The sequence below is a fragment of the Kocuria nitroreducens genome (assembly GCF_042879195.1).
In the GTDB taxonomy this organism is placed as follows: Bacteria; Actinomycetota; Actinomycetes; order Actinomycetales; family Micrococcaceae; genus Kocuria; species Kocuria nitroreducens.
The window spans coordinates 66,538-88,952 of the sequence record NZ_JBHZTC010000013.1 but is presented as its reverse complement, the minus strand read 5'-3'; the positions used below and the strand labels follow the sequence as shown (position 1 = coordinate 88,952).

The following is a 22,415-nucleotide window of genomic DNA, read 5'->3' as shown; positions in this document are numbered from 1 at the left end:
ACGTGCCCTTCCTCGTCCCGGTTTCCGCACCTGGCGGCGCCCGTGGGCGCCCGGCCGGACCTGGAACGTAGCGAGATTAGTTGGTCTTGAAGGGGAAGCCGAGCGCCTTCAGCAGCGCGCGGCCCTCGTCGTCGGTCTTCGCGGTGGTCACCACCGTGATGTCCATGCCGCGGACCCGGTCGATGCGGTCCTGGTCGATCTCGTGGAACATGGACTGCTCGGTGAGGCCGAAGGTGTAGTTGCCGTTGCCGTCGAACTGGCGGTCGGACAGACCGCGGAAGTCGCGGATGCGCGGCAGGGCCAGGGTCACCAGGCGGTCGAGGAACTCCCACATGCGGTCGCCGCGCAGCGTGGTGTGCGCGCCGATCGGCATGCCCTCGCGGAGCTTGAACTGCGCGATGGACTTCTTCGCCCGGGTCACGAGCGGCTTCTGGCCCGTGATAGCGGTGAGGTCGCGGACGGCGCCGTCGATGAGCTTGGAGTCCTTCGCGGCGTCGCCGACACCCATGTTCACGACGACCTTGACGACGCGCGGGATCTCCATGACGTTGCCGTAGCCGAACTGCTCCTGCAGCGCGGGCACGACGGTCTCCTGGTACTTGTCCTTGAAGCGCGGGGACACGCTGATCTCGGTGGTTTCGGTCATCACAGGTCCTTGCCGGTGCTCTTGGAGACGCGGACGCGGACGGTCTTCTGGCGCCCGTCGCGCTCGACGGTCTCGGTGCGGTGGCCGACGCGGGTCGGCTTGTTGGTCTCCGGGTCCACGAGCGCCACGTTGGAGACGTGGATCGGGGCCTCGACCTTGTCGATGCCGCCGGCTTCGCCCTGCATGGAGGCCTTGCGGTGGCGGGTCATCACGTTGACGCCCTCCACGACCACGCGGGAGGTCTCGGGGATCACGCGCAGGACCTTGCCCTGCTTGCCCTTGTTGTCCTTGCTGCCGGAGATGACCTGCACCAGGTCGCCGGTCTTGATTTTGAACTTCGCCATGGTCAGAGCACCTCCGGAGCCAGCGAGATGATCTTCATGAACTTCTTGTCGCGCAGCTCACGGCCCACGGGGCCGAAGATGCGGGTACCACGGGGGTCACCGTCGTTCTTCAGGATCACTGCGGCGTTCTCGTCGAACTTGATGTAGGAGCCGTCCGGACGACGACGCTCCTTCTTGGTACGGACGATGACGGCCTTGACCACGTCGCCCTTCTTCACGTTCCCGCCGGGGATCGCGTCCTTGACGGTGGCGACGATGATGTCGCCGATGCCTGCGTAGCGACGTCCGGATCCACCGAGAACACGGATGGTGAGGATTTCCTTCGCACCCGTGTTGTCGGCGACCTTCAGTCGCGACTCCTGCTGAATCACTGATTACTCCTGTCGTCACGCCGGTTCCAACACCGATCGAGAGCACGGTGCGGGCCTTGCGGAACAGCTTGTCGGATGATGTGCCCTCCCCCGGCGCGCACGCCGGACCGGGCCCAGCCCTCCATGCCAGGAGCATCTGAACCCGCCACCAGGTGGCACGGGGCGCCCTGCACGCGGTCATTATGCGCTGGCACGAAGAGCTGTGGGATGCACAGGCGGACATTTCGGCCCATACAAGCTCACCAGCCTAGCACACGCGGGAGGCCGTCCGTGCGGGGCCGTGAACGGTCGGCGGCCCGCCCCTTCGTGGAAGGGACGGGCCGTCGCGGCCGTGGCCGGCACTAGCGAACCAGGGTCACTTGGCCTTCTCGAGGATCTCCACGATCCGCCACCGCTTGGTGGCGGACAGCGGGCGGGTCTCGGAGATCAGGACGAGGTCGCCGACGCCGGCGGCGTTCTGCTCGTCGTGGGCCTTGACCTTCGAGGACCGCCGCATGACCTTGCCGTACAGCGAGTGCTTGACGTTGTCCTGCAGCTGGACGACGACGGTCTTGTCCATCTTGTCGGAGACCACGTAGCCGCGACGGCTCTTGCGGTCACCGCGCTCGGCGGCCTGCTCGGCCCTGTTGTTGATCTGCTCGGTCACTTGGCGTCCTCCTCGGAGGTGGTCTCGGCGGTGTTCTCGGCGGAGCCCGCCTGGGGCCGGATGCCGAGCTCGCGCTCGCGCAGCACCGTGTAGATGCGCGCGATGTCGCGCTTGACGGCCTTGAGGCGGCCGTTGTTCTCGAGCTGACCGGTTGCGGACTGGAAGCGGAGGTTGAACAGCTCCTCCTTGGCCTTGCGCAGCGCCTCACCCAGAGAGTCCTTGTCGAGGGCCGCGAGGTTCTCGATGCTCAGATCCTTGGATCCAACAGCCATTCTCATTCACCACCTTCGCGACGCACGATGCGTGCCTTCATCGGGAGCTTGTGGATCGCCAGGCGCAGGGCCTCGCGGGCGACCTCTTCGGAGACACCGGAGAGCTCGAACATCACGCGCCCGGGCTTGACGTTGGCGACCCACCATTCGGGGGAGCCCTTGCCGGAACCCATGCGGGTCTCGGCCGGCTTCTTGGTCAGGGGGCGGTCCGGGTAGATGTTGATCCAGACCTTGCCGCCACGCTTGATGTGGCGGGTCATGGCGATACGGGCGGCCTCGATCTGACGGTTCGTCACGTAGGCCGGCGTGAGCGCTTGGATGCCCCACTCGCCGAAGGCGACGGTGGTGCCGCCCTTGGCAGCGCCCGACCGCTTCGGGTGGTGCTGCTTGCGGAACTTCACACGACGTGGGATGAGCATTTACTTACCACCCTCTGCGTTGGTCGCTCCCGCGGCCGGAGCCGGGGAGGCGGCGGAGTCGCTGCGCTCACGGCGTCCGCCACGGTCGTTACGGTCGGGACGACGACGGTCGCCGCCGCCGCCTCCGCGGCGCTCGCCCGGACCGCCACGGCGGTCACGGTCGCCGCCGCGGCCGCGCGAGGGAGCGGCGGCCTGCTGGGCCGCCAGTTCCTTCGCGGTGAGGTCGCCCTTGTAGATCCAGACCTTCACGCCGATGCGGCCGAAGGTGGTCTTGGCCTCGAAGAAGCCGTAGTCGATGTTCGCGCGCAGGGTGTGCAGGGGCACACGGCCTTCGCGGTAGAACTCCGAGCGGCTCATCTCGGCGCCGCCGAGGCGGCCGGCGCACTGGATGCGGATGCCCTTCGCGCCGGCGCGCTGCGCCGACTGGATGGCCTTCTTCATGGCGCGGCGGAAGGCCACGCGGGAGGCGAGCTGCTCGGCGACGCCCTGGGCGACCAGCTGGGCGTCCACCTCGGGGTTCTTGACCTCGAGGATGTTCAGCTGGATCTGCTTGCCGGTGAGCTTCTCGAGCTCGCCGCGGATGCGGTCGGCCTCGGCGCCGCGGCGGCCGATGACGATGCCGGGGCGGGCGGTGTGGATGTCCACGCGCACGCGGTCCCGGGTCCGCTCGATCTCGACCTTGGAGATGCCGGCCCGCTCCATGCCCGTGGACATGAGCTTGCGGATCTTGATGTCCTCACGGACGTAGTCCTTGTAGCGCTGGCCCTCCTTGGTGGAGTCCGCGTACCAGTGCGACACGTGGTCGGTGGTGATGCCCAGCCGGAACCCGTGCGGGTTGATCTTCTGTCCCACTTAGCGGACCTCCTCGCTGTCAGGGCTCGCCACGATCACGGTGATGTGGCTCGTGCGCTTGTTGATGCGGTAGGCGCGGCCCTGGGCGCGCGGCCGGAACCGCTTCATGGTCGGACCCTCGTCGACGAAGGCCTCGCTCACCACGAGCGCCTCCTCCTTGAACGGCAGACCGTCGCGGTCCGCCAGCTGGCGCGCGTTGGCGACCGCCGACTGGAGGACCTTGAACACCGGTTCCGAAGCACCCTGGGGGGCGAACTTCAGAATCGCCAGAGCCTCATTCGCCTGTTGGCCACGAATCAGGTTGACGACGCGCCGGGCCTTCATAGGCGTCACGCGGATGTAGCGCGCAGATGCCTTGGCTTCCATTGCTTTCCTTCTCTCGTCTTCTCGAAGTGCTCACGCTGCGGGATCCCGGAGGATCAGCGGCGCTTGCCCTTCTTGTCGTCCTTCACATGGCCGCGGAAAGTCCGCGTGGGGGCGAACTCGCCGAGCTTGTGCCCGACCATCGACTCGGTGATGAACACGGGGATGTGCTTGCGTCCGTCGTGCACGGCGATCGTGTGCCCGAGCATGTCGGGGACGATCATCGAGCGGCGGGACCACGTCTTGATGACGTTCTTGGTGCCCTTGTCGTTCTCCTTGGCGACCTTCAGGAAAAGGTGCTGATCGACGAAAGGGCCCTTCTTCAGGCTGCGTGGCATGTGTCAGGCTCCTTAGCGCTTGTTCTTGCCGGTGCGACGACGGCGGACGATGAGCTTGTCGCTCTCCTTGTTGGGGCGGCGGGTGCGGCCCTCGGGCTTGCCGTTCGGGTTGACCGGGTGCCGGCCACCGGAGGTCTTGCCCTCGCCACCACCGTGCGGGTGGTCGACGGGGTTCATGACCACACCGCGGACGGTCGGGCGGACGCCCTTCCAGCGGTTGCGGCCGGCCTTGCCCCAGTTGATGTTCGACTGCTCGGCGTTGCCGACCTCGCCGACCGTCGCGCGGCAGCGGACGTCGACGTTGCGGATCTCGCCGGAGGGCAGACGGAGCTGGCCGTACTTGCCCTCCTTGGCGACGAGCTGCACGGACGCACCGGCGGAGCGGGCGAGCTTGGCGCCGCCGCCCGGACGGAGCTCGACGGCGTGGATCACGGTGCCGACGGGGATGTTGCGCAGCGGCAGGTTGTTGCCGGGCTTGATGTCGGCGCCGGGACCCGACTCGACGACGTCGCCCTGCGACAGCTTGTTCGGCGCGATGATGTAGCGCTTGGAGCCGTCCACGTAGTGCAGCAGCGCGATGCGCGCCGTGCGGTTCGGGTCGTACTCGATGTGCGCGACCTTGGCGTCGACGCCGTCCTTGTCGTGGCGACGGAAGTCGATGACGCGGTACTGGCGCTTGTGCCCGCCGCCCTTGTGCCGGGTGGTGATGCGACCGGTGTTGTTCCGGCCGCCCTTCTTGGGCAGCGGCCGGACCAGCGACTTCTCGGGGGTCGTGCGCGTGATTTCTGCGAAGTCGGCAACGGAGGAGCCGCGACGGCCCGGGGTTGTCGGCTTGTGCTTACGGATAGCCATGTGTCAGTTCCTCGTTAAAGTGGTCTCCGCTCAGGCGAGCGGACCGCCGAAGATGTCGATGGTGCCTTCCTTCAGGGTCACAACGGCACGCTTGGTGCCCTTGCGCTGACCCCAGCCGAAGCGCGTGCGCTTCCGCTTCCCGGCACGGTTGATGGTGTTCACGGACTCGACCTTGACGCCGAAGATCTGCTCCACGGCGTACTTGATCTGCGTCTTGTTCGAGTCGGGCGCCACGAAGAACGTGTAGCGGCCCTCGTCGATGAGCCCGTAGGACTTCTCCGAGACGACCGGCGCGATGATGACGTCCCGGGGATCCTTGATGGTGGTCGCGCTCACTTGGCGTCCTCCTGCTTCTTCTTGCTGGCGGCCGCCACGAAGGACTCGAACGCGTCCTTGGTGAAGACCACGTCGTCGGAGACCAGCACGTCGTACGTGTTGAGCTGGTCCGCGTAGAGGGTGTGCACGTCGTCGAGGTTGCGCACCGACCGGAAGGCGAGTTCGTCCTGGCGGTCGAGCACGACCAGCACGTTCTTGCGCTCCGTCAGTCCGCGCAGCGTCGCCCGGGCGCCCTTCGTGCTGGGGGCGGCGCCCTCGACGATCGACTCCACGACGTGGATGCGGTTGTTGCGCGCCCGGTCCGAGAGGGCTCCGCGCAGCGCGGCGGCCTTCATCTTCTTGGGGGTGCGCTGGCTGTAGTCGCGCGGGGTCGGGCCGTGCACCACGCCGCCACCGGTCATGTGCGGGGCGCGGATCGAGCCCTGGCGCGCACGGCCGGTGCCCTTCTGCTTGAAGGGCTTGCGGCCGGCACCGGAGACCTCGGCGCGGTTCTTGGTCTTGTGCGTGCCCTGGCGGGCCGCGGCCAGCTGCGCGACGACGACCTGGTGCAGCAGGGGCACGTTGGTCTGGACGTCGAAGATCTCGGCGGGCAGTTCGACGTTGACGGTCTGAGTTGCCATGGTCTGATCAGGCTCCCTTCACTGCGGTGCGGACGAGGACGACCGAACCCTTGGGGCCCGGCAGGGCACCCTTGATGAGCAGCAGGGAGTTCTCGGCGTCCACGGCGTGAACGGTGAGGTTCTGCGTCGTGTGACGGACAGCGCCCATGCGGCCCGCCATGCGCATGCCCTTGAACACGCGAGCGGGGTAGGACGCGCCGCCGATGGATCCCGGCTTGCGGTGGTTCTTGTGGGCACCGTGGGAGGCGCCGACGCCGGAGAAGCCGTGACGCTTCATCACACCGGCCGTGCCCTTGCCCTTGGTCTTGCCGATCACGTCGACCTTCTGGCCGGCCTCGAAGAGCTCGACGGAGAGCTCCTGGCCCAGCTCGTAGGTGTCGGCGTCGGCCGTGCGCAGCTCCACGACGTGGCGGCGCGGCGTCACGCCGGCCTTCTCGAAGTGGCCGGCCAGCGGCTGGGTGACCTTGCGGGGGTCGATCGCACCGAACCCGATCTGCACGGCCGAGTAGCCGTCACGGTCCTGGTTGCGCAGCTGGGTCACGACGTTGGAGTCCGCCTTGACGACGGTCACCGGCACGAACTTCCCGTTCTCGTCCCAGACCTGGGTCATGCCGAGCTTGGTGCCCAGCAGGCCCTTCACCTGGCGTTCGAAAGTGGTAGTCATTGGGATGCGATCCTCTTTACAGCTTGATTTCGATGTTCACGTCAGCCGGCAGGTCGAGGCGCATGAGCGAGTCGACGGCCTTCGGCGTGGGGTCGATGATGTCGATCAGCCGCTTGTGCGTGCGCATCTCGAAGTGCTCGCGGCTGTCCTTGTACTTGTGCGGCGAACGGATGACGCAGTACACGTTCTTCTCGGTGGGCAACGGCACGGGGCCGACCACCGTGGCGCCTGCGCGCGTCACCGTCTCAACGATCTTCCGGGCCGAGACGTCGATGACCTCGTGGTCATAAGACTTCAGCCGGATGCGGATTTTCTGTCCCGCCATGGCGTCGTGACTCTCTTTCTTGAACGTACTTCCCTGTGACGGAGCCGAGGCTCCTTGTGCATGGCGCCACCTGGTGGGCGCCCCTCCACGCAGACTGAATCCGGAAGGATCCGGGTTCCTCACCCTGCTGGAGCTCCGACCCCCGAACTCGGGCGTGTCGCCTCGTGCTGGCACGAGGGCGCACCGGTCCGTTCGGTGGGGCGGGCTGTATGTGGTCCGTACGTGGCAGCTTCCGCGAGCTGCCGGCTCCCGGTTCTGCTTCGGAGCCCGATGGTGTCCTGGGGCCTGCCGGTTCGAACCGTTGGGAGCACACGTCGGCGCTTGAACAACGTCCTCCATCCTGCCAGAGATGGCAGACCGGTGCAAACGCACGGCACCGGCCGGGCGGAGGGCGGGCCGTGCGCGGGCTCGACCGCGCCCGGGAGTCCTGCCGGCAGCAACCCAGCCTGTCCTCCGCCGCTCCGCTCGCGCCGGAGCGCGTGGCTGGGCGGCGAGGGCCGGCACCCCGGCCCGCACGGGCGCAACGGCCGAGCCCCGTCGTCGTGCACCCGGAACGCGCGGAACCCCCCGCCGCTGCACGAGCGACGGGGGGTTCTGCGCAGATCGAGCAGTCCGGGGACTACTGGTTGATCTTGGTGACGCGACCGGAGCCCACGGTGCGGCCACCCTCACGGATGGCGAAGCCGAGGCCCTCCTCCATGGCGATCGGCTGGATCAGCGCGACCGTCATCTCGGTGTTGTCGCCGGGCATGACCATCTCGGTGCCCTCGGGCAGCGTGATGACGCCGGTGACGTCGGTGGTCCGGAAGTAGAACTGCGGACGGTAGTTCGAGTAGAACGGGTTGTGGCGCCCGCCCTCCTCCTTCGAGAGGATGTAGACGTTGGCCTCGAAGTCGGTGTGCGGGGTGATGGAACCCGGCTTGCACACGACCTGGCCGCGCTCGACGTCGTCACGCTTGAGACCGCGCAGCAGCAGGCCGCAGTTCTCGCCCGCCATGGCCTCGTCCATCTGCTTGTGGAACATCTCGATGCCGGTGACCGTGGTCTTCTGGACCGGGCGGATGCCGACGATCTCGACCTCGGAGTTGATCGGCAGCGTGCCACGCTCGGCACGGCCGGTCACCACGGTGCCGCGACCGGTGATGGTGAAGACGTCCTCGATCGGCATGAGGAACGGCTTGTCCATCTCACGGATGGGGTCGGGCACGTTCTCGTCGACGGCCTCCATGAGCTCCTCGACCTTGGCGACCCACTCGGGATCGCCCTCGAGGGCCTTGAGCGCCGAGACGCGGACGACCGGCGCGTTGTCGCCGTCGAAGCCCTGGTCGGCGAGGAGCTCGCGCACCTCCATCTCGACGAGGTCCAGCAGCTCCTCGTCGTCGACCATGTCGGACTTGTTCAGGGCCACCAGCAGGTAGGGCACGCCCACCTGGCGGGCGAGCAGCACGTGCTCGCGGGTCTGGGCCATGGGGCCGTCCGTGGCGGCGACCACCAGGATGGCGCCGTCCATCTGCGCCGCACCGGTGATCATGTTCTTGACGTAGTCCGCGTGGCCCGGGGCGTCGACGTGAGCGTAGTGGCGCTTCTCCGTCTGGTACTCGATGTGCGCGATGTTGATCGTGATGCCGCGCTGCTTCTCCTCCGGAGCGGAGTCGATGGCACCGAAGTCGCGCTTCTCGTTCAGGTCCGGGTACTTGTCGGCCAGGACCTTGGAGATGGCAGCCGTGAGCGTCGTCTTGCCGTGGTCCACGTGGCCGATGGTGCCGATGTTGACGTGCGGCTTGGTGCGCTCGAACTTGGCCTTCGCCATGGTTGTTCCTCCTAGAACATTTGTCGAAACTTGCTCAGCACTTTCCCACCGCGTGTTGTCGGGGGGAGCTTGAGGCGCTCAGCAGTACTGAAACCTCTGCAAGTCTACTTTGGCTGTGCTTGTTTGATGAAATTCCCGGCCGGGGCCGAGGGGGTGGTGCCTACTCGCCGCGGTTCTTCTGCACGATCTCCTCGGCGACGGCCTTGGGGACCTCCGAGTAGCTGTCGAACTGCATCGAGTACACGGCGCGGCCCTGGGTCTTGGACCGGAGGTCGCCGATGTAGCCGAACATCTCGGACAGCGGCACGAGCGCCTTGACCAGCTTGACGCCGGTGACGTCCTCCATGGACTGGATCTGGCCGCGGCGGGAGTTCAGGTCGCCGATGACCTCGCCCATGTACTCCTCCGGGGTGCGGACCTCCACGGCCATGAGCGGCTCGAGCAGGACCGGCTGGGCCCGTCGGGCACCTTCCTTGAACACCATCGAGCCGGCGATCTTGAACGCCATCTCGGAGGAGTCGACGTCGTGGTAGGCGCCGTCGAGCAGCGTGGCCTTGACGCCCACGACCGGGTACCCGGCGAGGATGCCGAGACGCATGGCGTCCTGGATGCCGGCGTCGACGGACGGGATGTACTCTCGCGGGACGCGGCCGCCGGTGACCTTGTTGTCGAACTCGTAGAGCTCCTCGGCGTCCAGCGGGATCGGCTCGAACGCCAGCTGCACCTTGGCGAACTGGCCGGAGCCGCCGGTCTGCTTCTTGTGCGTGTAGTCGACCTTGTCGACGGCCTTCTTGATCGTCTCGCGGTAGGCCACCTGCGGCTTGCCGACGTTCGCCTCGACCTTGAACTCGCGCTTCATGCGATCCACCAGGATGTCCAGGTGGAGCTCGCCCATGCCGCCGATCTCGGTCTGGCCGGTCTCCTCGTTGAGGGACACGGTGAACGTGGGGTCCTCGGCGGAGAGCTTCTGGATCGCGACCGAGAGCTTCTCCTGGTCGCCCTTGGTCTTCGGCTCGATGGCCACGGAGATCACGGGGGCCGGGAAGGACATCGACTCGAGCACGATCGGGTTCTGGAGGTCGCACAGGGTGTCGCCCGTGGTGGTGTCCTTGAGCCCGATGGCCGCGTAGATGTGGCCGGCCTGGATGGTGTCGACCGGGTTCTCCTTGTTGGAGTGCATCTGGAACAGCTTGCCGATGCGCTCCTTCTTGCCCTTGGTGGAGTTCAGCACCTGGTCGCCGTTGCCGGCCTTGCCGGAGTACACCCGGATGTAGGTCAGCTGTCCGTAGAACGGGTGGGAGGCCACCTTGAACGCCAGCGCGGAGAACGGCGCGGTGGAGTCCACCGGGCGGGAGAGGATCTCCTCCTCGTTGTTCAGGGCGTGGCCCTCGACGTTCGGCACGTCGAGCGGGGACGGCAGGAAGTCGATGACCGCGTCGAGCATCGGCTGCACGCCGCGGTTCTTGAAGGCGGAGCCGCAGAGCACCGGGTACGCCTGGGAGGTGATGGTGAGCTTCCGGATGCCGGCCTTGAGCTCCTCGAGGGTGAGGTCCTCGCCGCCCAGGTACTTCTCCATGAGCTCGTCGTCGGCCTCGGCGACGGACTCCACCAGCTGGTTGCGGTACTCCTCGGCCCGCTCCTGCAGGTCGGCGGGGATCTCCTCGATCTCGTACTTCGCGCCGAGGGAGACGTCGCCCTTGGAGTCGCCCGGCCAGACGAAGGCCTTCATGGTGAGCAGGTCGACCACGCCGGTGAACTCGGACTCGGAGCCGATCGGGAGCTGCATGACCAGCGGCTTCGCGCCGAGGCGGTTGATGATGGTGTCGACGGTGAAGTAGAAGTCGGCACCCAGCTTGTCCATCTTGTTGACGAAGCAGATGCGGGGGACGTCGTACTTGTCGGCCTGGCGCCAGACCGTCTCCGACTGGGGCTCGACGCCCTCCTTGCCGTCGAAGACCGCCACGGCGCCGTCGAGCACGCGCAGGGAGCGCTCGACCTCGACCGTGAAGTCCACGTGACCGGGGGTGTCGATGATGTTGATCTGGTTGTCGTGCCAGTAGCAGGTCGTCGCGGCGGACGTGATCGTGATGCCGCGCTCCTGCTCCTGCGCCATCCAGTCCATGGTGGAGGCACCATCGTGGGTCTCGCCGAGCTTGTGGGAGATACCGGTGTAGAACAGGATGCGTTCGGTGGTGGTGGTCTTGCCGGCATCGATGTGCGCCATGATGCCGATGTTGCGGACCTTCTTGAGGTCGGTAAGCACGTCAAGTGCCACGGTGGTTCCCTTTCGGAGATGGTGCCGGCGGCCTGTCGGCCCGGGTGGGGCCGACAGGCCTGGAAGATTCTACCAGCGGTAGTGGGCGAAGGCCTTGTTGGACTCCGCCATCTTGTGGGTGTCCTCGCGGCGCTTCACGGCGGCACCGAGACCGTTGGACGCGTCCAGGATCTCGTTCTGCAGACGCTCGGTCATGGTGTTCTCACGACGGATCTTGGAGTAGCCGACGAGCCAGCGCAGGGACAGCGCCTGGGCACGACCCGGCTTGACCTCGACGGGCACCTGGTAGGTGGCGCCGCCGACGCGGCGGGACTTGACCTCGAGGGCCGGCTTGACGTTCTCCAGGGCCTTCTTGAGGGTGGCGACGGGATCGGCGCCGGACTTGGCGCGGACACCCTCGAGGGCGCCGTAGACGATGCGCTCGGCGGTGGACTTCTTGCCGTCCTGGAGGACCTTGTTGATCAGCTGCGTGACGACCGGGGAGCTGTAGACCGGGTCGACGACGAGCGGGCGCTTGGGAGCGGGACCCTTACGAGGCATTACTTCTTCTCCTTCTTGGCGCCGTAGCGGGAACGGGCCTGCTGGCGGCCCTTGACACCCTGGGTGTCGAGGGCGCCGCGGACGATCTTGTAGCGGACACCGGGGAGGTCCTTCACGCGACCGCCGCGGACGAGCACGATGGAGTGCTCCTGCAGGTTGTGGCCCTCACCGGGGATGTAGGCCGTGACCTCCACGCCGCCGTTGAGCTTCACACGGGCGACCTTGCGCAGCGCGGAGTTCGGCTTCTTGGGGGTGGTGGTGTAGACGCGGGTGCACACGCCGCGCTTCATGGGGCTGCCCTTGAGTGCGGGCGCCTTGGTCTTGACGACCTTCGGGGTCCGGCCCTTGCGGACCAGCTGCTGGATTGTAGGCACAGTGTCTCCTGATCGGACGGGACGCGTCAGCGGCCCGCTGGGTGTTCGGCTCGCCCGCTCCCGGCCGGGGCGGGGGCGGCGACGGCCGTGAACCCGCCGGGCGGGCACCTCGGTCGCCGTGCCGAAGGTAGCTGGGCAGACGAAAAGGATGGCATTTCGGTACACACCGCGTACCGGAGGACCGAGTCCGTTCTGCCATGATTTCTCCGGCCTCCAGGGGCGCGGGCGCCGAGGGATGACCGTTCAATTCCTCGACAGCCTATCAGACCCCCGGCGGGGCGGGGAAACGGGCCCGGACCGGCCCGTTCAGCGCCCGGTCGCGGCGAGGTCCGCGGAGATCCGCCGGGCGCACTCGAGCAGGGGCGGCACGACGTCGTCCACGGGGTCCCCCGCGCTCGCCCCGGGCATCCCCACCCGCATGGAGACGTTCACGGCCGCGACCACACGCCCGGTGCCGTCGGTCACGGGGGCGGCGACGGAGCGCAGTCCGACCTCGAGCTCCTGGTCCACGAGCGCCCACCCCTGGGCGCGGACCCGCCGCAGGTCGGCCTCGAGAGCTGCGCGGTCGGTGAGGGTGTGCTCGGTCAGCCGCTCGATCCGCGCCGTGCGGAAGTACTCGCCGAGCTGCTCCGGGTCCAGGCCTGCGAGCAGCACCCGGCCCATGGACGTGGCGTGGGCGGGGAACCGGGTGCCCACGGCGATCGCCACCGTCATGATCCGGTGCGTGGAGACGCGGGCGACGTAGACGATGTCGGAGCCGTCCAGCACGGAGGCGGACGTGGACTCCTCGACCCGCGCCGACAGCGTCTCGAGGTGCGGGGCGGCCAGGGCCGGCAGCGGCTGGGAGGAGAGGTAGGAGTAGCCGAGCTGGAGGACCGTGGGGGTCAGCTCGAAGAGCCGCCCGTCGGTCCGGACGTAGCCCAGGTCCTCGAGCGTGAGCAGGAACCGGCGCGCGGTGGCGCGGGTCAGCCCGGTGCGCCGGGCCACGTCGCTGAGGGTCATCCGGGGGTGCCGGGCGTCGAAGGCCGTGATCACGCCGAGCCCGCGCGCCAGCGACTGCACGAACTGTCCGGGGGCGCCCCGCTCCTCCGCCGGGGCGGTCGGGTCCTGCTCGGTCATCGTGGCCTCCTGCGGGCCTCGTCCGGGGTCGCCGCGGCCGGTACCGGCCGCCCGCCCCCGGGATGGGTGCTGGGCTCAGCGGGCGGGCCGCAGCGGGACGTCGACGATCTGCCGGAGCTTCTCCAGGCTCGTGCCGAAGGCCTCGCGCACCGAGACGCCGTCCTCCTCGACGAGGAACACGGCCTGGTCGGTGTAGATCCGGGAGACGCAGCCCACGCCGGTGAGGGGCATGGTGCACCGCTCCACGAGCTTGGACCGGCCCTTCTTGGTCTGCAGGGACATCATCACGAAGGTCATCTTCGCACCCGTGGCCAGGTCCATGGCCCCGCCCACAGCGGGGATCGCGTCCGGGCTGCCGGTGTGCCAGTTGGCGAGGTTGCCCGCCCGGTCCACCTGGAAGGCGCCGAGCACGCAGCAGTCGAGGTGGCCGCCGCGCATCATGGCGAAGGAGTCCGCGTGGTGGAAGTAGGAGCAGCCGGGCGTCTCGACCACGGGGATCTTCCCGGCGTTGATGAGGTCGGCGTCGACCTCGGCGCCGTGGGCCTCGGGGCCCATGCCGAGCATGCCGTTCTCGGTGTGCAGGGTGACGTCGTCCTCGGCGCTGAGGTAGTTGGAGACCAGGGTGGGCTGGCCGATGCCGAGGTTGACGTAGGAGCCGGCGGGGATGTCGCGGGCCACCACGCGGGCCAGCTCCTCCGGGGTCAGCGGGGTCTCGGACATCATGGGCACGGCGTCGACGGTGTTCTCGCTCATCTCAGATGTCCTCTCGGGGGTCGGTCCGGGCGGGGTCGTCGATCCGCACGACGGTGTCCACGTAGATGCCCGGGGTCACGACGACCTCCGGGTCCAGCCCGCCGCGCTCCACGACGTCGGCGACCTGCACGATGGAGGTCGTGGCGGCGGCGGCCATGATCGGGCCGAAGTTGCGCGCGGTCTTGCGGTAGACGAGGTTGCCGGCCCGGTCCGCGACGTGCGCCTTGGTCAGGGAGAAGTCGGCCTTGATGGGGTGCTCGAGCACGTAGTGGCGGCCGTCGATCTCGCGGACCTCCTTGCCCTCGGCCAGCGGGGTGCCGTAGCCGGTGGGGGTGAAGAACCCCCCGATGCCGGCGCCGGCGGCGCGGATCCGCTCGGCCAGGTTGCCCTGGGGGACGACCTCCAGCTCGATCTGCCCGGCCCGGTACTTCTCGTCGAAGTGCCACGAGTCCGACTGGCGCGGGAAGGAGCAGATGATCCTGCGCACGCGCCCGAGCTGGATCAGCCGGGCCAGGCCCACGTCGCCGTTGCCGGCGTTGTTGTTCACGACCGTCAGGTCGGTGGCGCCGTGGACGATCAGCGCGTCGATGAGCTCGACGGGCTGGCCGGCCACGCCGAAGCCGCCGATCATGACGGTGGCGCCGTCGTGGACCGGTGCCACGGCCTGCGCGCAGCTGTCTGCGATGTGCAGCATGCGATGTGCCTTCCTTCGGTGATGTGTTCCGCGGCTCCCCCGCGGGTCTCAGGCGTTCTGGTTCTCGAGCACGACGGCGAGGCCCTGGCCCACGCCGATGCAGATGGCCGCCACGCCCCAGCGCTGCCCGGAGGCCTGCAGGGACTTCGCGAGCGTGCCGAGGATGCGGGTGCCCGAGGCCCCGAGGGGGTGGCCGATGGCGATGGCGCCGCCGTGCCGGTTGACGATCCCGGGGTCGATCCCCCAGGCGTCGACGCACGCCAGGGACTGTGCGGCGAAGGCCTCGTTGAGCTCCACGGCGGCGACGTCGTCCCAGGTGATCCCCGCACGCCGCAGGGCGAGGTTCGCGGCCTCGACCGGGGCGAAGCCGAAGAACTGCGGCTCGTTGGCCGCCGCACCCCGTCCGGCGATGCGGGCCAGGGGCTGCAGTCCGGTCAGCTCGGCGGCCCGCCCGGAGCCCAGCAGCGCCGCCGAGGCCCCGTCGTTGAGCGGCGAGGCGTTGCCGGCGGTGACGGTGCCGCCCTCCTCCGCCGGGCGGAAGACGGTCCTGAGCCCGCCCAGCTTCTCGACGGTCGAGGACGCGCGGACGGACTCGTCCCGGGTCAGCTCGGTGCCGGGGACCTGGACGGTGAGGTCCCCGTAGAAGCCCTCGTCCCACGCCTGCTGGGTGAGCTGGTGGGAGCGGAATGCGAACTCGTCCATGCGGTCGCGGGTGATGCCGTGCCGCTCGGCGAGCTGCTCGGTGGCCTCCCCGAGGGACACCGTCCACTCGGGCTCCATCCGCCGGTTCACGAGCCGCCAGCCCAGCGTGGTGGAGGCCAGGGTCAGGTCACCGGCCGGGTAGGGCTTCTCCGTCTTCGGGAGCACCCAGGGTGCCCGGCTCATGGACTCGACGCCGCCGACGAGCATCAGGTCGGCCTCGCCGGCGTTGATCTGCCGGGACGCGATGATCGCGGCGTCCAGGGAGGACCCGCACAGCCGGTTGACGGTGGTGCCGGGCAGCTCGACGGGCAGGCCCGCCAGCAGCGTGGCCATGCGGGCGACGTTGCGGTTCTCCTCGCCGGCGCCGTTGGCGTTGCCGAGCACGACCTCGTCGATCGCGGCGGGGTCCAGGCCGGGGGCGCGCCGGACCTGCTCGCCGAGGACCAGGGCGGCCAGGTCGTCGGGACGGGTGCCCGCCAGGGCGCCGCCGAAGCGGCCGAAGGGGGTCCGCACGGCGTCGTAGATGTAGGCCTCGGTCATGGTGTTCCTCACTTGCGTCGTCGCACGTCGGTCACGGGGTGTCGGGAGGGGCGGTCAGGAGGGCGGGAGGTCAGGAGGCCGGGGGCGGGGGGCCGCCGGATCCCTCGGCGTCGAGGACCTGCTTGGCGTGCTTGAAGGCGTTGTTGGCGGAGGGCACGGAGAGGTAGATCGCCGACTGCAGCAGGATCTCCTTGATCTCGTCGCGCTCCAGGCCGTTGCGCAGGGCGGCGCGCACGTGCATCTCGAACTCCTCCCAGTGCCCGGCCGCGATCAGCGCGGTCAGGGTCACGGCGCTGCGCATCCGCCGGTCGAGTCCGGGGCGGGTCCAGATCTCGCCCCACGCGTAGCGGGAGATGAAGTCCTGGAACTCGGCGGTGAAGGCGTCCTTGCCGGCCTCGGCGCGGTCCACGTGGGCGTCGGAGAGCACCTCGCGGCGCACCGCCATGCCGTCCGCGTGCGCCTCCTGCTCGGTGCGCCGGGGGTTGCCGCTCATGCTCGTGCTCCTGCGGGGTCGTCGAGAGGGTGGGCCGAGATGTGCTCGTCCAGCAGCCGCGCCGCGACCTGCGGGGCCTCCGCGGGCACCAGGTGGCCCGCGTCCTCGACGACCACCAGGCGGCCGCCGGTCGCCCCGGCCAGCTCCGCCACGTCATCGGGCGGCGTGGCGACGTCCTGCGCGCCGACCACGGCGAGCACGGGGACGTCCAGGGCGCCGAGGCGCCCGTCCGCGTCGAAGTCGGCGAAGGCCTCGCAGGCCCGGGCGTACGAGAACCGGTCCGCGTCCTGGAGGTCGTGCAGCAGCCCCGTCGTCGTGACCGCGTCCCGCTCGATGAAGCCCGGTGCGAACCACCGATGCGCGGAGCCCACGACCTGGGTGGGCGTGCCGGCGACGGCCACCATCTGCGCGCGCTCGGACCACACGCCGGGCTCCCCCACCCGCGCGGCGGTGCCGACCAGCACGGCCGCGCCCAGCCGTTGGGGCGCGTCGAGCAGCAGCTGGAGACCCACGCAGCCGCCGAGGGACGTGCCCGCATAGTAGAACGGATCTCCGGTTTCGATGCCCGAGGCCGTGCGGTACCGGTCCACGGACTCGAGCACGGCCTGCGCCAGTTCGGCGGTGCCGAACGGTTCTCCGGCGGGCGCGGAGCCACCGTGGCCGGGGAGGTCCCAGCCGACGACGCGCAGATCGCCCTCCAGCAGGCGCGCAGCGGCGGACCACAGCGAGGCGGCGGAGGTGCCGAGCCCCGGGCCGAGCACCAGGAGGGGTGCCTGCGGCGACGGGGTCCGGCGGGTCGAAAACTCGACGAGGGTCAGGACGGGGACAGTCATGCGGTTGCTCCTGGGGAGGGCCGGGTCGTGGACGGACGGTCGTTCGCGGACCGGCGGTGCCGCTCGAGGACACGGTCGATCAGCAGGTCGTTGGCGCCGAGGTAGCCGGCAGGGTCGAGCAGCCCGGCCACGACGCCCCGGTCCACGGGAGTGCCGTCCGCCAGGACGGTGCCGGCGGCGAGGCCCACGAGCGCGTCGAGCATGCCCGGCCCGTCGGTCGCGTGCTCGCGCACCACCGCCTGCACGCGCTGCTTGCCCGTGGCGCCGTCGGCGGCGGGCGGCAGCAGGGGCGCGAGCACCGCGCTGATCCGCTCGGCCAGCACCGCGGGCCCGGACGCGTCCAGGTTGGCCCGCATCCGGGCGGTCTCCACGGTGAGCCCGGCCGTGAGCTCGGCCGCGTGCGACGACGCCGCGACGGCGAGCCGGGCGAGCTCCCGCAGCGCCGGCCACTCCGCCTGCCAGGCGCCGTCGGGGCGCTCGTCGACGTACTGCGCGGCGGCGACGTGGAGCTGGGCCACGAGCTGCGGCGCCGTCAGGGCGGTGCGCCTGAGCAGCACCGAGAGGACCGGGTTCTGCTTCTGCGGCATCGCGGAGGACACGCCGCGCCCTTCGGCGGCCGGTTCACGGAGCTCGCCGAGCTCGGGGCGGGAGAGCAGCAGGACGTCGTTGGCGATCCGGCCGAGGGCGGCGCAGACGGCCCCGAGGGTCTCGGCGGTGCGCAGCACCGGCCGTCGGGTGGTGTGCCACACGTGCGGCGGCAGGCCCAGCCCGAGCTCGTCGGCCCAGCGGCGGGCGAGGTCCACGGCCTGCTCGTCGGCGTCGGGGGCGCCCGGGAAGAGGGCGAGGCTCCCGGCGAGGGTGCCGGCGGCGCCGCCGCAGGACACCGGCAGCCGGGCGAGCCCGGCGAGATCCGCCTCGAGGTCCTGCAGCCCGGCGAGCCAGCCGGCGGCCTTGAGGCCGAAGGTGGTGGGCAGCGCGTGCTGCGTCAGGGTGCGGGCGGCCTGGACGGAGCCGCGGTGGGCGTCGGCCAGCCGGGCCAGGGCGTCCGCGGTGCCGGCCAGCTGCTGGGTCAGGGGGACGGCGGCGCGCCGGGCCAGCAGCATCATGGCGGTGTCCATGACGTCCTGGCTGGTCAGGCCGCGGTGCACGAAGCGCACGGCGTCGGGGTCGAGTTCCCCCAGCCGGTGCCGGTAGTCGGCGAGGAGCGGGATGACCGGGTTGCCGCCGCCCTCGGCGCGCCGGGCGATGTCCCCGGCGTCGTAGTCGGCGGCGCGAGCGGCCGCTCGGGCGGACTCGGCGGCGGGGCGCGGGGCGAGCCCGGCGTCCGCCTGCGCGGCGACCCAGGCGGCCTCGACGTCGAGCAGCGCCTGGAGCACCGCGGTGTCGTCCGTGGGCGCGTCGCCCCGGTGGGCTCCGGGGCGGAGCAGCCCGGCGTCGGTCATGCGCGTCCTTCCTCGGTGTTCGTCGGGTGGTCGGTCGTGGGGTGGTGGCGCCGGCACCGTGCGGAAGCCCCGGTCGGGGCTCCCGCACGGACCGGTCACCCCTCGAGGTTCGGGTAGGTGAGGAAGACGGTCTCCCCCTCGCCCTGCAGCCGGAGGTCGAAGCGCAGGGAGCCGTCGGCCTCGCGCACGGCGACCAGGGTTCGGCGGCGGTCCTCGGGCAGGGAGCGCAGCAGCGGGTCGTTCGCGAGGGCCTCGGCGTCCTCCGGCAGGTAGATGCGGGTGAACAGCCGGTTGGTCACGCCCCGGGCGAAGACGGTCAGCGTGATGAACGGCGCCTTGCCGGGCTCGGTCGGCCCCGGGTCCAGTGTCGTGAAGGTGTAGTGGCCCTCGTTGTCGACGGACGCGCGGCCGAAACCGGTGAAGGTGTAGCCGTCTCGCACGAGCGAGCCGGTCGCGGTGGGGACGTCACCGTTGCCGTCGGCCTGCCAGATCTCGAGCATGGCGTCCGGCACGAGGTCGCCGTGGCCGTCCGTGACCGTGCCGTGCAGGCGCACCGCCTTCGGGTGGCCGAGCGGGACCAGCAGCTCGCCCTTGTCGTAGGGCAGCGCGTAGCCGAAGAACGGCCCGATGGTCTGGCCGGGGGTCGCCGGGAGGGCAGGTGCGGCCGAGGTCTCAGTCATTGGTGTCGCCTTCCGTCCAGGTGCGGTTCGAGCCGCTGAGCACGATGTCCCAGGTGTAGCCGAGCAGCCACTCGTGCTCGGACGCGGCGTGGTCGTACTCGGCCACGAGCCGCCGGCGGGCCTTCGGGTCCACGATGGACTGGAAGATCGGGTCCAGCGCGAACAGCGGGTCCGAGGGGAAGTACATCTGGGTGATCATCCGCTGGGTGAAGTCCGTGCCGAACAGGGAGAAGTGCACGTGCGCGGGTCGCCAGGCGTTGTGGTGGTTCTTCCAGGGGTACGGCCCGGGCTTGATGGTGACGAACTCGTAGGAGCCGTCGTCGCCGGTCAGGCACCGCCCCACGCCCGTGAAGTTCGGGTCGATGGGGGCGGGGTGCTGGTCCCGCTTGTGGATGTACCGCCCGGCCGCGTTGGCCTGCCAGATCTCCACGAGCTGGCGGCGCACGGGCCGGCCGTCGCCGTCGAGGACCCGGCCGCGGATCTTGATGCGCTCGCCGACGGGCTCCCCGCCCGACTGGATGGTCAGGTCCGACTCGAGCCGGTGCACGTCCCGCTCGCCGAACGCGGGAGCGTGCAGCTCGATGGTCTCCGGGTCCGCGTGGTGCAGGTCCTTGGTGGGGTGCCGCAGGATCGAGCTGCGGTAGGGCGCGTAGTCCAGCCGCGGCTGCGTCTCCGCGCGGCCGGACGCGGTGTAGTCGGCGCTGATCCGCGCCATCTCGCGGTCGAGGTCGGACTGCGTGTCCACCGCGTCGTCGGGGCCCTTCGGGGTGAGGTGCGCGAAGGACTCCTCGGGCCCCCGGTCCTGGTCGGTCATGGTTCAGCTCCTTGGTTGCGAGGTGGCTGCCGCACCGGCGGGCGTGCTGACCGCGGTGGTCGGCGCGTCCGCGGCGAACTCTCCGAGGCTAGCGCATCGGGTGCAGCATTCGCACATGTGTTCGTTGTGCGAACTTATTGTGGGGTCACAGTGCAGGGCCCGGAGGCCCGGGGGTCAGTAGTCGTCGGGCCAGCCCGTGTAGGACTCCGCGAAGTAGGCGGCACCGCGCTCGGAGCCGGTGATCGCCGTGAACTCACCGCGCCGGCGCTTCTGGTTGAAGGGGTTCTCCCCCGGCTGGGCGTGCATGAGGTGGGTGGCCCAGTAGGAGAAGTTCTGCGCCTTCCACACGCGCTCCAGCGCCGTGGCCGAGTACCCGGCCAGCCCGGAGTCGTCGCCCGAGCGGAAGAACGCCACGAGCGCCGGGGCGAGCACGCGGACGTCGCAGAACGCGAGGTTCAGGCCCTTGGCACCGGTCGGGGGGACGGTGTGGCCGGCGTCGCCGACGAGGAACAGGTTGCCGTGGCGCAGGGGCTCGCAGACGTAGGAGCGGAACTTGAGCACGGTCTTGTCGAAGATGAGGCCCTCCTGGAGCCGGAGACCGTCGGGCCCCTCGACGCGGCGCTGGAGCTCCGCCCAGATCCGCTCGTCGTCCCAGTCGTCGACGTTCTCCTCCGGGTCGCACTGGAAGTACATCCGCTGGACGGTCTCGCTGCGCTGGGAGACCAGGGCGAAGCCGTGCTCGGAGTTCGAGTAGATGAGCTCCGGGGCGCTGGGCGGGGCCTCGGCGAGGATCCCGAACCAGGCGAAGGGGTACTCGATGAAGTTGTCGGTGCGCTCCTGCTCCGGGATGGCCCGGCGGCAGATGCTCTGCGAGCCGTCGGCGCCCACGAGGATCTCGCAGCGGATCTCGACGTCCTCGCCCGCGGCGTCGGTGCAGCGGATCCCCGGCCGGTCGGCGGTCAGGTCGACCACCTCGGTGTCCGTGACGGACCAGCGGACGTCGCCGCCGTCGCGCTCCCGGGCGTTGGCCAGGTCCAGGAACACCTCGTTCTGCGGATAGAGCCACACGGACTCGCCGACGAGCTTCTTGAAGTCGATCCGGTGGCTCTCTCCCTCGAAGCGCAGCACGGTGCCCTCGTGCTCGTGGCCCTCCGTCAGCACGCGCCCGCCGACCCCCTCGTCGGTCAGCATCCGCACGGTGGGCGCCTCCAGGATGCCGGCCCGGTGGGTGGCGTGGATGGTGTCCTTGTCGCGCTTCTCCACGACGATACTGTCGATGCCGGCGCGGCCGAGCAGGTGCGCGAGCATCAGCCCGGCCGGGCCGCCGCCGACGATGCCGACCTGCGTGCTGAGAACGGTGCGCTGTGCGCTCATGAGTGCTCCTGGTGAGACGACGACATCGTGCCCAGTGTCTCAGCGGCCTGTGGGCGGCACCACAACCATCCCGTTGAACGGGATCGGCCGGGTGGCGTGCACGGGGCGTCGCCGGCATGGGAGCCCGTGCGCCCGCCGGTCTCAGCGGGGCGCGTCCCGCAGCGTCCTGCGGATGCCGTGCGCCGCGGTGTGCAGCGCCTGAACGATCGCCCCGGCCCGCGCGGCCGGGTCGCCCGCGGGGGTGATGACGCCCAGACCGGCCACCACCTGCTCGCCGCGCCCCCGCACCGGCACGGCGATGCCCGTCGTCCCGGCCTCCAGATAGCCGGTCTGCAGGGCGTGGCCGGCTCCGCGGATCCGCTCGAGCTCCGCGGCCAGCATCCCGGGGTCCGTCGGCGAGAGCTCGGTGAACGCGGCGAGGGGCCCCAGCAGGTACTCCTCCTGGTAGTCCTGAGGCGCGTGCGCCAGCAGGACGAGGCCCGTGGCCGAGAGGTGCAGGGGCAGCCGGCCCGCCACTTCCGAGCGGACGGGCACCGCCCGGGGGTGGGAGAGCCGTTCCACGAGTAGCACCTCGCGGCCCTCCACGATGCCGAGCTGCACGTGCTGGCGCAGCACCGCGTGGATGTCCCCCATGAACGGGCGGGCGGCGCGCGCCAGCCCGAGCTCGCGCGAGGAGCGGTTGGCCAGCTCCCACAGCCGGGTGCCGACCACGTAGTGCCCACCCTCCACCCGTTCGAGCCAGCCCTGGCGGGCCATGTCCCGGGCGAGCCGGTGCGCGGTGGCGGTGGGCAGCCCGGCGAGGTCCGCGATCCGGCCCCCCGTCAGCCGGGAGTCCTCGGCCGTGAACGCCGCGAGGATCCGGTCCGCCCGCTCGAGCACGGACTCCCCGGTGGGTGAGTTCGCCATGGTCCCTCCTCGGGCTCC

The 22,415-nt window shown here is 70.1% G+C and carries 29 protein-coding genes; all 29 read right to left on the bottom strand.

Going from position 1 to position 22,415, the window contains the following annotated elements; all coding sequences use genetic code 11:
• Positions 1-76 precede the first annotated feature (76 nt).
• Positions 77-646: a 50S ribosomal protein L5 gene (rplE, locus tag ACFYE1_RS10680; protein ID WP_017833308.1), complete on the bottom strand. Its 570-nt coding sequence runs from the start codon at positions 644-646 to the stop codon at positions 77-79.
• Entirely contained in the window at positions 646-990 is a 345-nt protein-coding gene (gene rplX / locus ACFYE1_RS10675; RefSeq protein WP_380216031.1) for a 50S ribosomal protein L24, read from the bottom strand. Before rplX ends, rplE begins: the two co-directional genes overlap by 1 nt.
• 2 nt (positions 991-992) lie before the next feature.
• A complete protein-coding gene (gene rplN / locus ACFYE1_RS10670; RefSeq protein WP_017833306.1) occupies positions 993-1,361 on the bottom strand; it encodes a 50S ribosomal protein L14 in 369 nt (122 codons plus the stop codon).
• Positions 1,362-1,716: 355 nt separating this feature from the next.
• Positions 1,717-2,007 carry a 30S ribosomal protein S17 gene (gene rpsQ / locus ACFYE1_RS10665; RefSeq protein WP_387742579.1) on the bottom strand — a complete coding sequence of 97 codons (291 nt, stop codon included), beginning with the start codon at positions 2,005-2,007 and terminating at the stop codon, positions 1,717-1,719.
• Positions 2,004-2,279, bottom strand: coding sequence for a 50S ribosomal protein L29 (gene rpmC / locus ACFYE1_RS10660; protein WP_387742577.1), 276 nt, complete (start codon positions 2,277-2,279; stop codon positions 2,004-2,006). The genes rpsQ and rpmC overlap by 4 nt, the downstream gene beginning before the upstream one ends.
• A gap of 2 nt (positions 2,280-2,281) precedes the next feature.
• On the bottom strand, positions 2,282-2,698 hold the full coding sequence (gene rplP / locus ACFYE1_RS10655; protein ID WP_017833303.1) for a 50S ribosomal protein L16: 417 nt from the start codon (positions 2,696-2,698) through the stop codon (positions 2,282-2,284).
• Positions 2,699-3,550, bottom strand: a complete 852-nt coding sequence (rpsC, locus tag ACFYE1_RS10650; protein ID WP_387742575.1) for a 30S ribosomal protein S3 — start codon at positions 3,548-3,550, stop codon at positions 2,699-2,701. It abuts the gene before it with no gap.
• Positions 3,551-3,916 (bottom strand): 50S ribosomal protein L22, encoded by a 366-nt coding sequence (rplV, locus tag ACFYE1_RS10645; protein WP_387742573.1) that lies wholly within the window; start codon positions 3,914-3,916, stop codon positions 3,551-3,553.
• Positions 3,917-3,969: 53 nt separating this feature from the next.
• Complete coding sequence (rpsS, locus tag ACFYE1_RS10640; protein WP_017833300.1) at positions 3,970-4,251, bottom strand: 30S ribosomal protein S19; 282 nt, start codon at positions 4,249-4,251, stop codon at positions 3,970-3,972.
• Positions 4,252-4,263: 12 nt separating this feature from the next.
• Positions 4,264-5,103, bottom strand: a complete 840-nt coding sequence (gene rplB / locus ACFYE1_RS10635; protein ID WP_387742571.1) for a 50S ribosomal protein L2 — start codon at positions 5,101-5,103, stop codon at positions 4,264-4,266.
• A gap of 30 nt (positions 5,104-5,133) precedes the next feature.
• Complete coding sequence (gene rplW, locus ACFYE1_RS10630; protein ID WP_017833298.1) at positions 5,134-5,439, bottom strand: 50S ribosomal protein L23; 306 nt, start codon at positions 5,437-5,439, stop codon at positions 5,134-5,136.
• Positions 5,436-6,059, bottom strand: a complete 624-nt coding sequence (rplD, locus tag ACFYE1_RS10625; RefSeq protein ID WP_387742569.1) for a 50S ribosomal protein L4 — start codon at positions 6,057-6,059, stop codon at positions 5,436-5,438. Before rplD ends, rplW begins: the two co-directional genes overlap by 4 nt.
• 7 nt (positions 6,060-6,066) lie before the next feature.
• On the bottom strand, positions 6,067-6,723 hold the full coding sequence (gene rplC, locus ACFYE1_RS10620; protein WP_017833296.1) for a 50S ribosomal protein L3: 657 nt from the start codon (positions 6,721-6,723) through the stop codon (positions 6,067-6,069).
• Between the two features lie 16 nt (positions 6,724-6,739).
• Positions 6,740-7,048, bottom strand: coding sequence for a 30S ribosomal protein S10 (gene rpsJ / locus ACFYE1_RS10615; RefSeq protein WP_003803825.1), 309 nt, complete (start codon positions 7,046-7,048; stop codon positions 6,740-6,742).
• 619 nt (positions 7,049-7,667) lie between these two features.
• Entirely contained in the window at positions 7,668-8,858 is a 1,191-nt protein-coding gene (gene tuf, locus ACFYE1_RS10610) for an elongation factor Tu (RefSeq protein WP_387742567.1), read from the bottom strand.
• Positions 8,859-9,018: 160 nt separating this feature from the next.
• On the bottom strand, positions 9,019-11,133 hold the full coding sequence (gene fusA / locus ACFYE1_RS10605) for an elongation factor G (RefSeq protein WP_387742566.1): 2,115 nt from the start codon (positions 11,131-11,133) through the stop codon (positions 9,019-9,021).
• A gap of 69 nt (positions 11,134-11,202) precedes the next feature.
• A complete protein-coding gene (gene rpsG, locus ACFYE1_RS10600) occupies positions 11,203-11,673 on the bottom strand; it encodes a 30S ribosomal protein S7 (RefSeq protein ID WP_017833292.1) in 471 nt (156 codons plus the stop codon).
• Positions 11,673-12,047, bottom strand: a complete 375-nt coding sequence (gene rpsL / locus ACFYE1_RS10595; RefSeq protein WP_017833291.1) for a 30S ribosomal protein S12 — start codon at positions 12,045-12,047, stop codon at positions 11,673-11,675. The genes rpsG and rpsL overlap by 1 nt, the downstream gene beginning before the upstream one ends.
• 306 nt (positions 12,048-12,353) lie before the next feature.
• On the bottom strand, positions 12,354-13,166 hold the full coding sequence (locus ACFYE1_RS10590) for an IclR family transcriptional regulator domain-containing protein (RefSeq protein ID WP_387742564.1): 813 nt from the start codon (positions 13,164-13,166) through the stop codon (positions 12,354-12,356).
• A gap of 75 nt (positions 13,167-13,241) precedes the next feature.
• Positions 13,242-13,919 (bottom strand): 3-oxoacid CoA-transferase subunit B, encoded by a 678-nt coding sequence (locus ACFYE1_RS10585; RefSeq protein WP_387742562.1) that lies wholly within the window; start codon positions 13,917-13,919, stop codon positions 13,242-13,244.
• A 1-nt stretch (position 13,920) separates the two neighbouring features.
• Positions 13,921-14,613, bottom strand: a complete 693-nt coding sequence (locus ACFYE1_RS10580) for a 3-oxoacid CoA-transferase subunit A (RefSeq protein WP_387742560.1) — start codon at positions 14,611-14,613, stop codon at positions 13,921-13,923.
• Positions 14,614-14,661: 48 nt separating this feature from the next.
• The gene (locus tag ACFYE1_RS10575; RefSeq protein ID WP_387742558.1) at positions 14,662-15,855 is read right to left on the bottom strand and encodes a thiolase family protein; all 1,194 of its coding nucleotides are present in this window, start codon (positions 15,853-15,855) and stop codon (positions 14,662-14,664) included.
• Between the two features lie 70 nt (positions 15,856-15,925).
• Positions 15,926-16,348 (bottom strand): 4-carboxymuconolactone decarboxylase, encoded by a 423-nt coding sequence (gene pcaC, locus ACFYE1_RS10570; protein WP_387742556.1) that lies wholly within the window; start codon positions 16,346-16,348, stop codon positions 15,926-15,928.
• The gene (locus ACFYE1_RS10565; RefSeq protein WP_387742554.1) at positions 16,345-17,181 is read right to left on the bottom strand and encodes an alpha/beta fold hydrolase; all 837 of its coding nucleotides are present in this window, start codon (positions 17,179-17,181) and stop codon (positions 16,345-16,347) included. Before ACFYE1_RS10565 ends, pcaC begins: the two co-directional genes overlap by 4 nt.
• Complete coding sequence (locus ACFYE1_RS10560) at positions 17,178-18,623, bottom strand: lyase family protein (RefSeq protein WP_387742552.1); 1,446 nt, start codon at positions 18,621-18,623, stop codon at positions 17,178-17,180. The genes ACFYE1_RS10565 and ACFYE1_RS10560 overlap by 4 nt, the downstream gene beginning before the upstream one ends.
• Positions 18,624-18,718: 95 nt before the next feature.
• On the bottom strand, positions 18,719-19,303 hold the full coding sequence (gene pcaG, locus ACFYE1_RS10555) for a protocatechuate 3,4-dioxygenase subunit alpha (protein WP_387742550.1): 585 nt from the start codon (positions 19,301-19,303) through the stop codon (positions 18,719-18,721).
• A complete protein-coding gene (pcaH, locus tag ACFYE1_RS10550; protein WP_387742548.1) occupies positions 19,296-20,117 on the bottom strand; it encodes a protocatechuate 3,4-dioxygenase subunit beta in 822 nt (273 codons plus the stop codon). Before pcaH ends, pcaG begins: the two co-directional genes overlap by 8 nt.
• Positions 20,118-20,291: 174 nt before the next feature.
• Positions 20,292-21,491, bottom strand: a complete 1,200-nt coding sequence (locus tag ACFYE1_RS10545) for a 4-hydroxybenzoate 3-monooxygenase (RefSeq protein ID WP_387742546.1) — start codon at positions 21,489-21,491, stop codon at positions 20,292-20,294.
• 141 nt (positions 21,492-21,632) lie between these two features.
• Positions 21,633-22,397 (bottom strand): IclR family transcriptional regulator, encoded by a 765-nt coding sequence (locus tag ACFYE1_RS10540; RefSeq protein WP_387742544.1) that lies wholly within the window; start codon positions 22,395-22,397, stop codon positions 21,633-21,635.
• Positions 22,398-22,415: the final 18 nt, after the last annotated feature.

Coding starts and splice junctions, on each gene's coding strand:
- rplE (WP_017833308.1), bottom strand. CDS start 646: ATGACCGAAACCACCGAGATCAGCGTGTCCCCGCGCTTCAAGGACAAG.
- rplX (WP_380216031.1), bottom strand. CDS start 990: ATGGCGAAGTTCAAAATCAAGACCGGCGACCTGGTGCAGGTCATCTCC.
- rpmC (WP_387742577.1), bottom strand. CDS start 2,279: ATGGCTGTTGGATCCAAGGATCTGAGCATCGAGAACCTCGCGGCCCTC.
- rplP (WP_017833303.1), bottom strand. CDS start 2,698: ATGCTCATCCCACGTCGTGTGAAGTTCCGCAAGCAGCACCACCCGAAG.
- rplV (WP_387742573.1), bottom strand. CDS start 3,916: ATGGAAGCCAAGGCATCTGCGCGCTACATCCGCGTGACGCCTATGAAG.
- rpsS (WP_017833300.1), bottom strand. CDS start 4,251: ATGCCACGCAGCCTGAAGAAGGGCCCTTTCGTCGATCAGCACCTTTTC.
- rplB (WP_387742571.1), bottom strand. CDS start 5,103: ATGGCTATCCGTAAGCACAAGCCGACAACCCCGGGCCGTCGCGGCTCC.
- rplD (WP_387742569.1), bottom strand. CDS start 6,059: ATGGCAACTCAGACCGTCAACGTCGAACTGCCCGCCGAGATCTTCGAC.
- rplC (WP_017833296.1), bottom strand. CDS start 6,723: ATGACTACCACTTTCGAACGCCAGGTGAAGGGCCTGCTGGGCACCAAG.
- rpsJ (WP_003803825.1), bottom strand. CDS start 7,048: ATGGCGGGACAGAAAATCCGCATCCGGCTGAAGTCTTATGACCACGAG.
- tuf (WP_387742567.1), bottom strand. CDS start 8,858: ATGGCGAAGGCCAAGTTCGAGCGCACCAAGCCGCACGTCAACATCGGC.
- rpsG (WP_017833292.1), bottom strand. CDS start 11,673: ATGCCTCGTAAGGGTCCCGCTCCCAAGCGCCCGCTCGTCGTCGACCCG.
- ACFYE1_RS10590 (WP_387742564.1), bottom strand. CDS start 13,166: ATGACCGAGCAGGACCCGACCGCCCCGGCGGAGGAGCGGGGCGCCCCC.
- ACFYE1_RS10585 (WP_387742562.1), bottom strand. CDS start 13,919: ATGAGCGAGAACACCGTCGACGCCGTGCCCATGATGTCCGAGACCCCG.
- ACFYE1_RS10580 (WP_387742560.1), bottom strand. CDS start 14,613: ATGCTGCACATCGCAGACAGCTGCGCGCAGGCCGTGGCACCGGTCCAC.
- ACFYE1_RS10575 (WP_387742558.1), bottom strand. CDS start 15,855: ATGACCGAGGCCTACATCTACGACGCCGTGCGGACCCCCTTCGGCCGC.
- pcaC (WP_387742556.1), bottom strand. CDS start 16,348: ATGAGCGGCAACCCCCGGCGCACCGAGCAGGAGGCGCACGCGGACGGC.
- ACFYE1_RS10565 (WP_387742554.1), bottom strand. CDS start 17,181: ATGACTGTCCCCGTCCTGACCCTCGTCGAGTTTTCGACCCGCCGGACC.
- ACFYE1_RS10560 (WP_387742552.1), bottom strand. CDS start 18,623: ATGACCGACGCCGGGCTGCTCCGCCCCGGAGCCCACCGGGGCGACGCG.
- pcaG (WP_387742550.1), bottom strand. CDS start 19,303: ATGACTGAGACCTCGGCCGCACCTGCCCTCCCGGCGACCCCCGGCCAG.
- pcaH (WP_387742548.1), bottom strand. CDS start 20,117: ATGACCGACCAGGACCGGGGGCCCGAGGAGTCCTTCGCGCACCTCACC.
- ACFYE1_RS10545 (WP_387742546.1), bottom strand. CDS start 21,491: ATGAGCGCACAGCGCACCGTTCTCAGCACGCAGGTCGGCATCGTCGGC.
- ACFYE1_RS10540 (WP_387742544.1), bottom strand. CDS start 22,397: ATGGCGAACTCACCCACCGGGGAGTCCGTGCTCGAGCGGGCGGACCGG.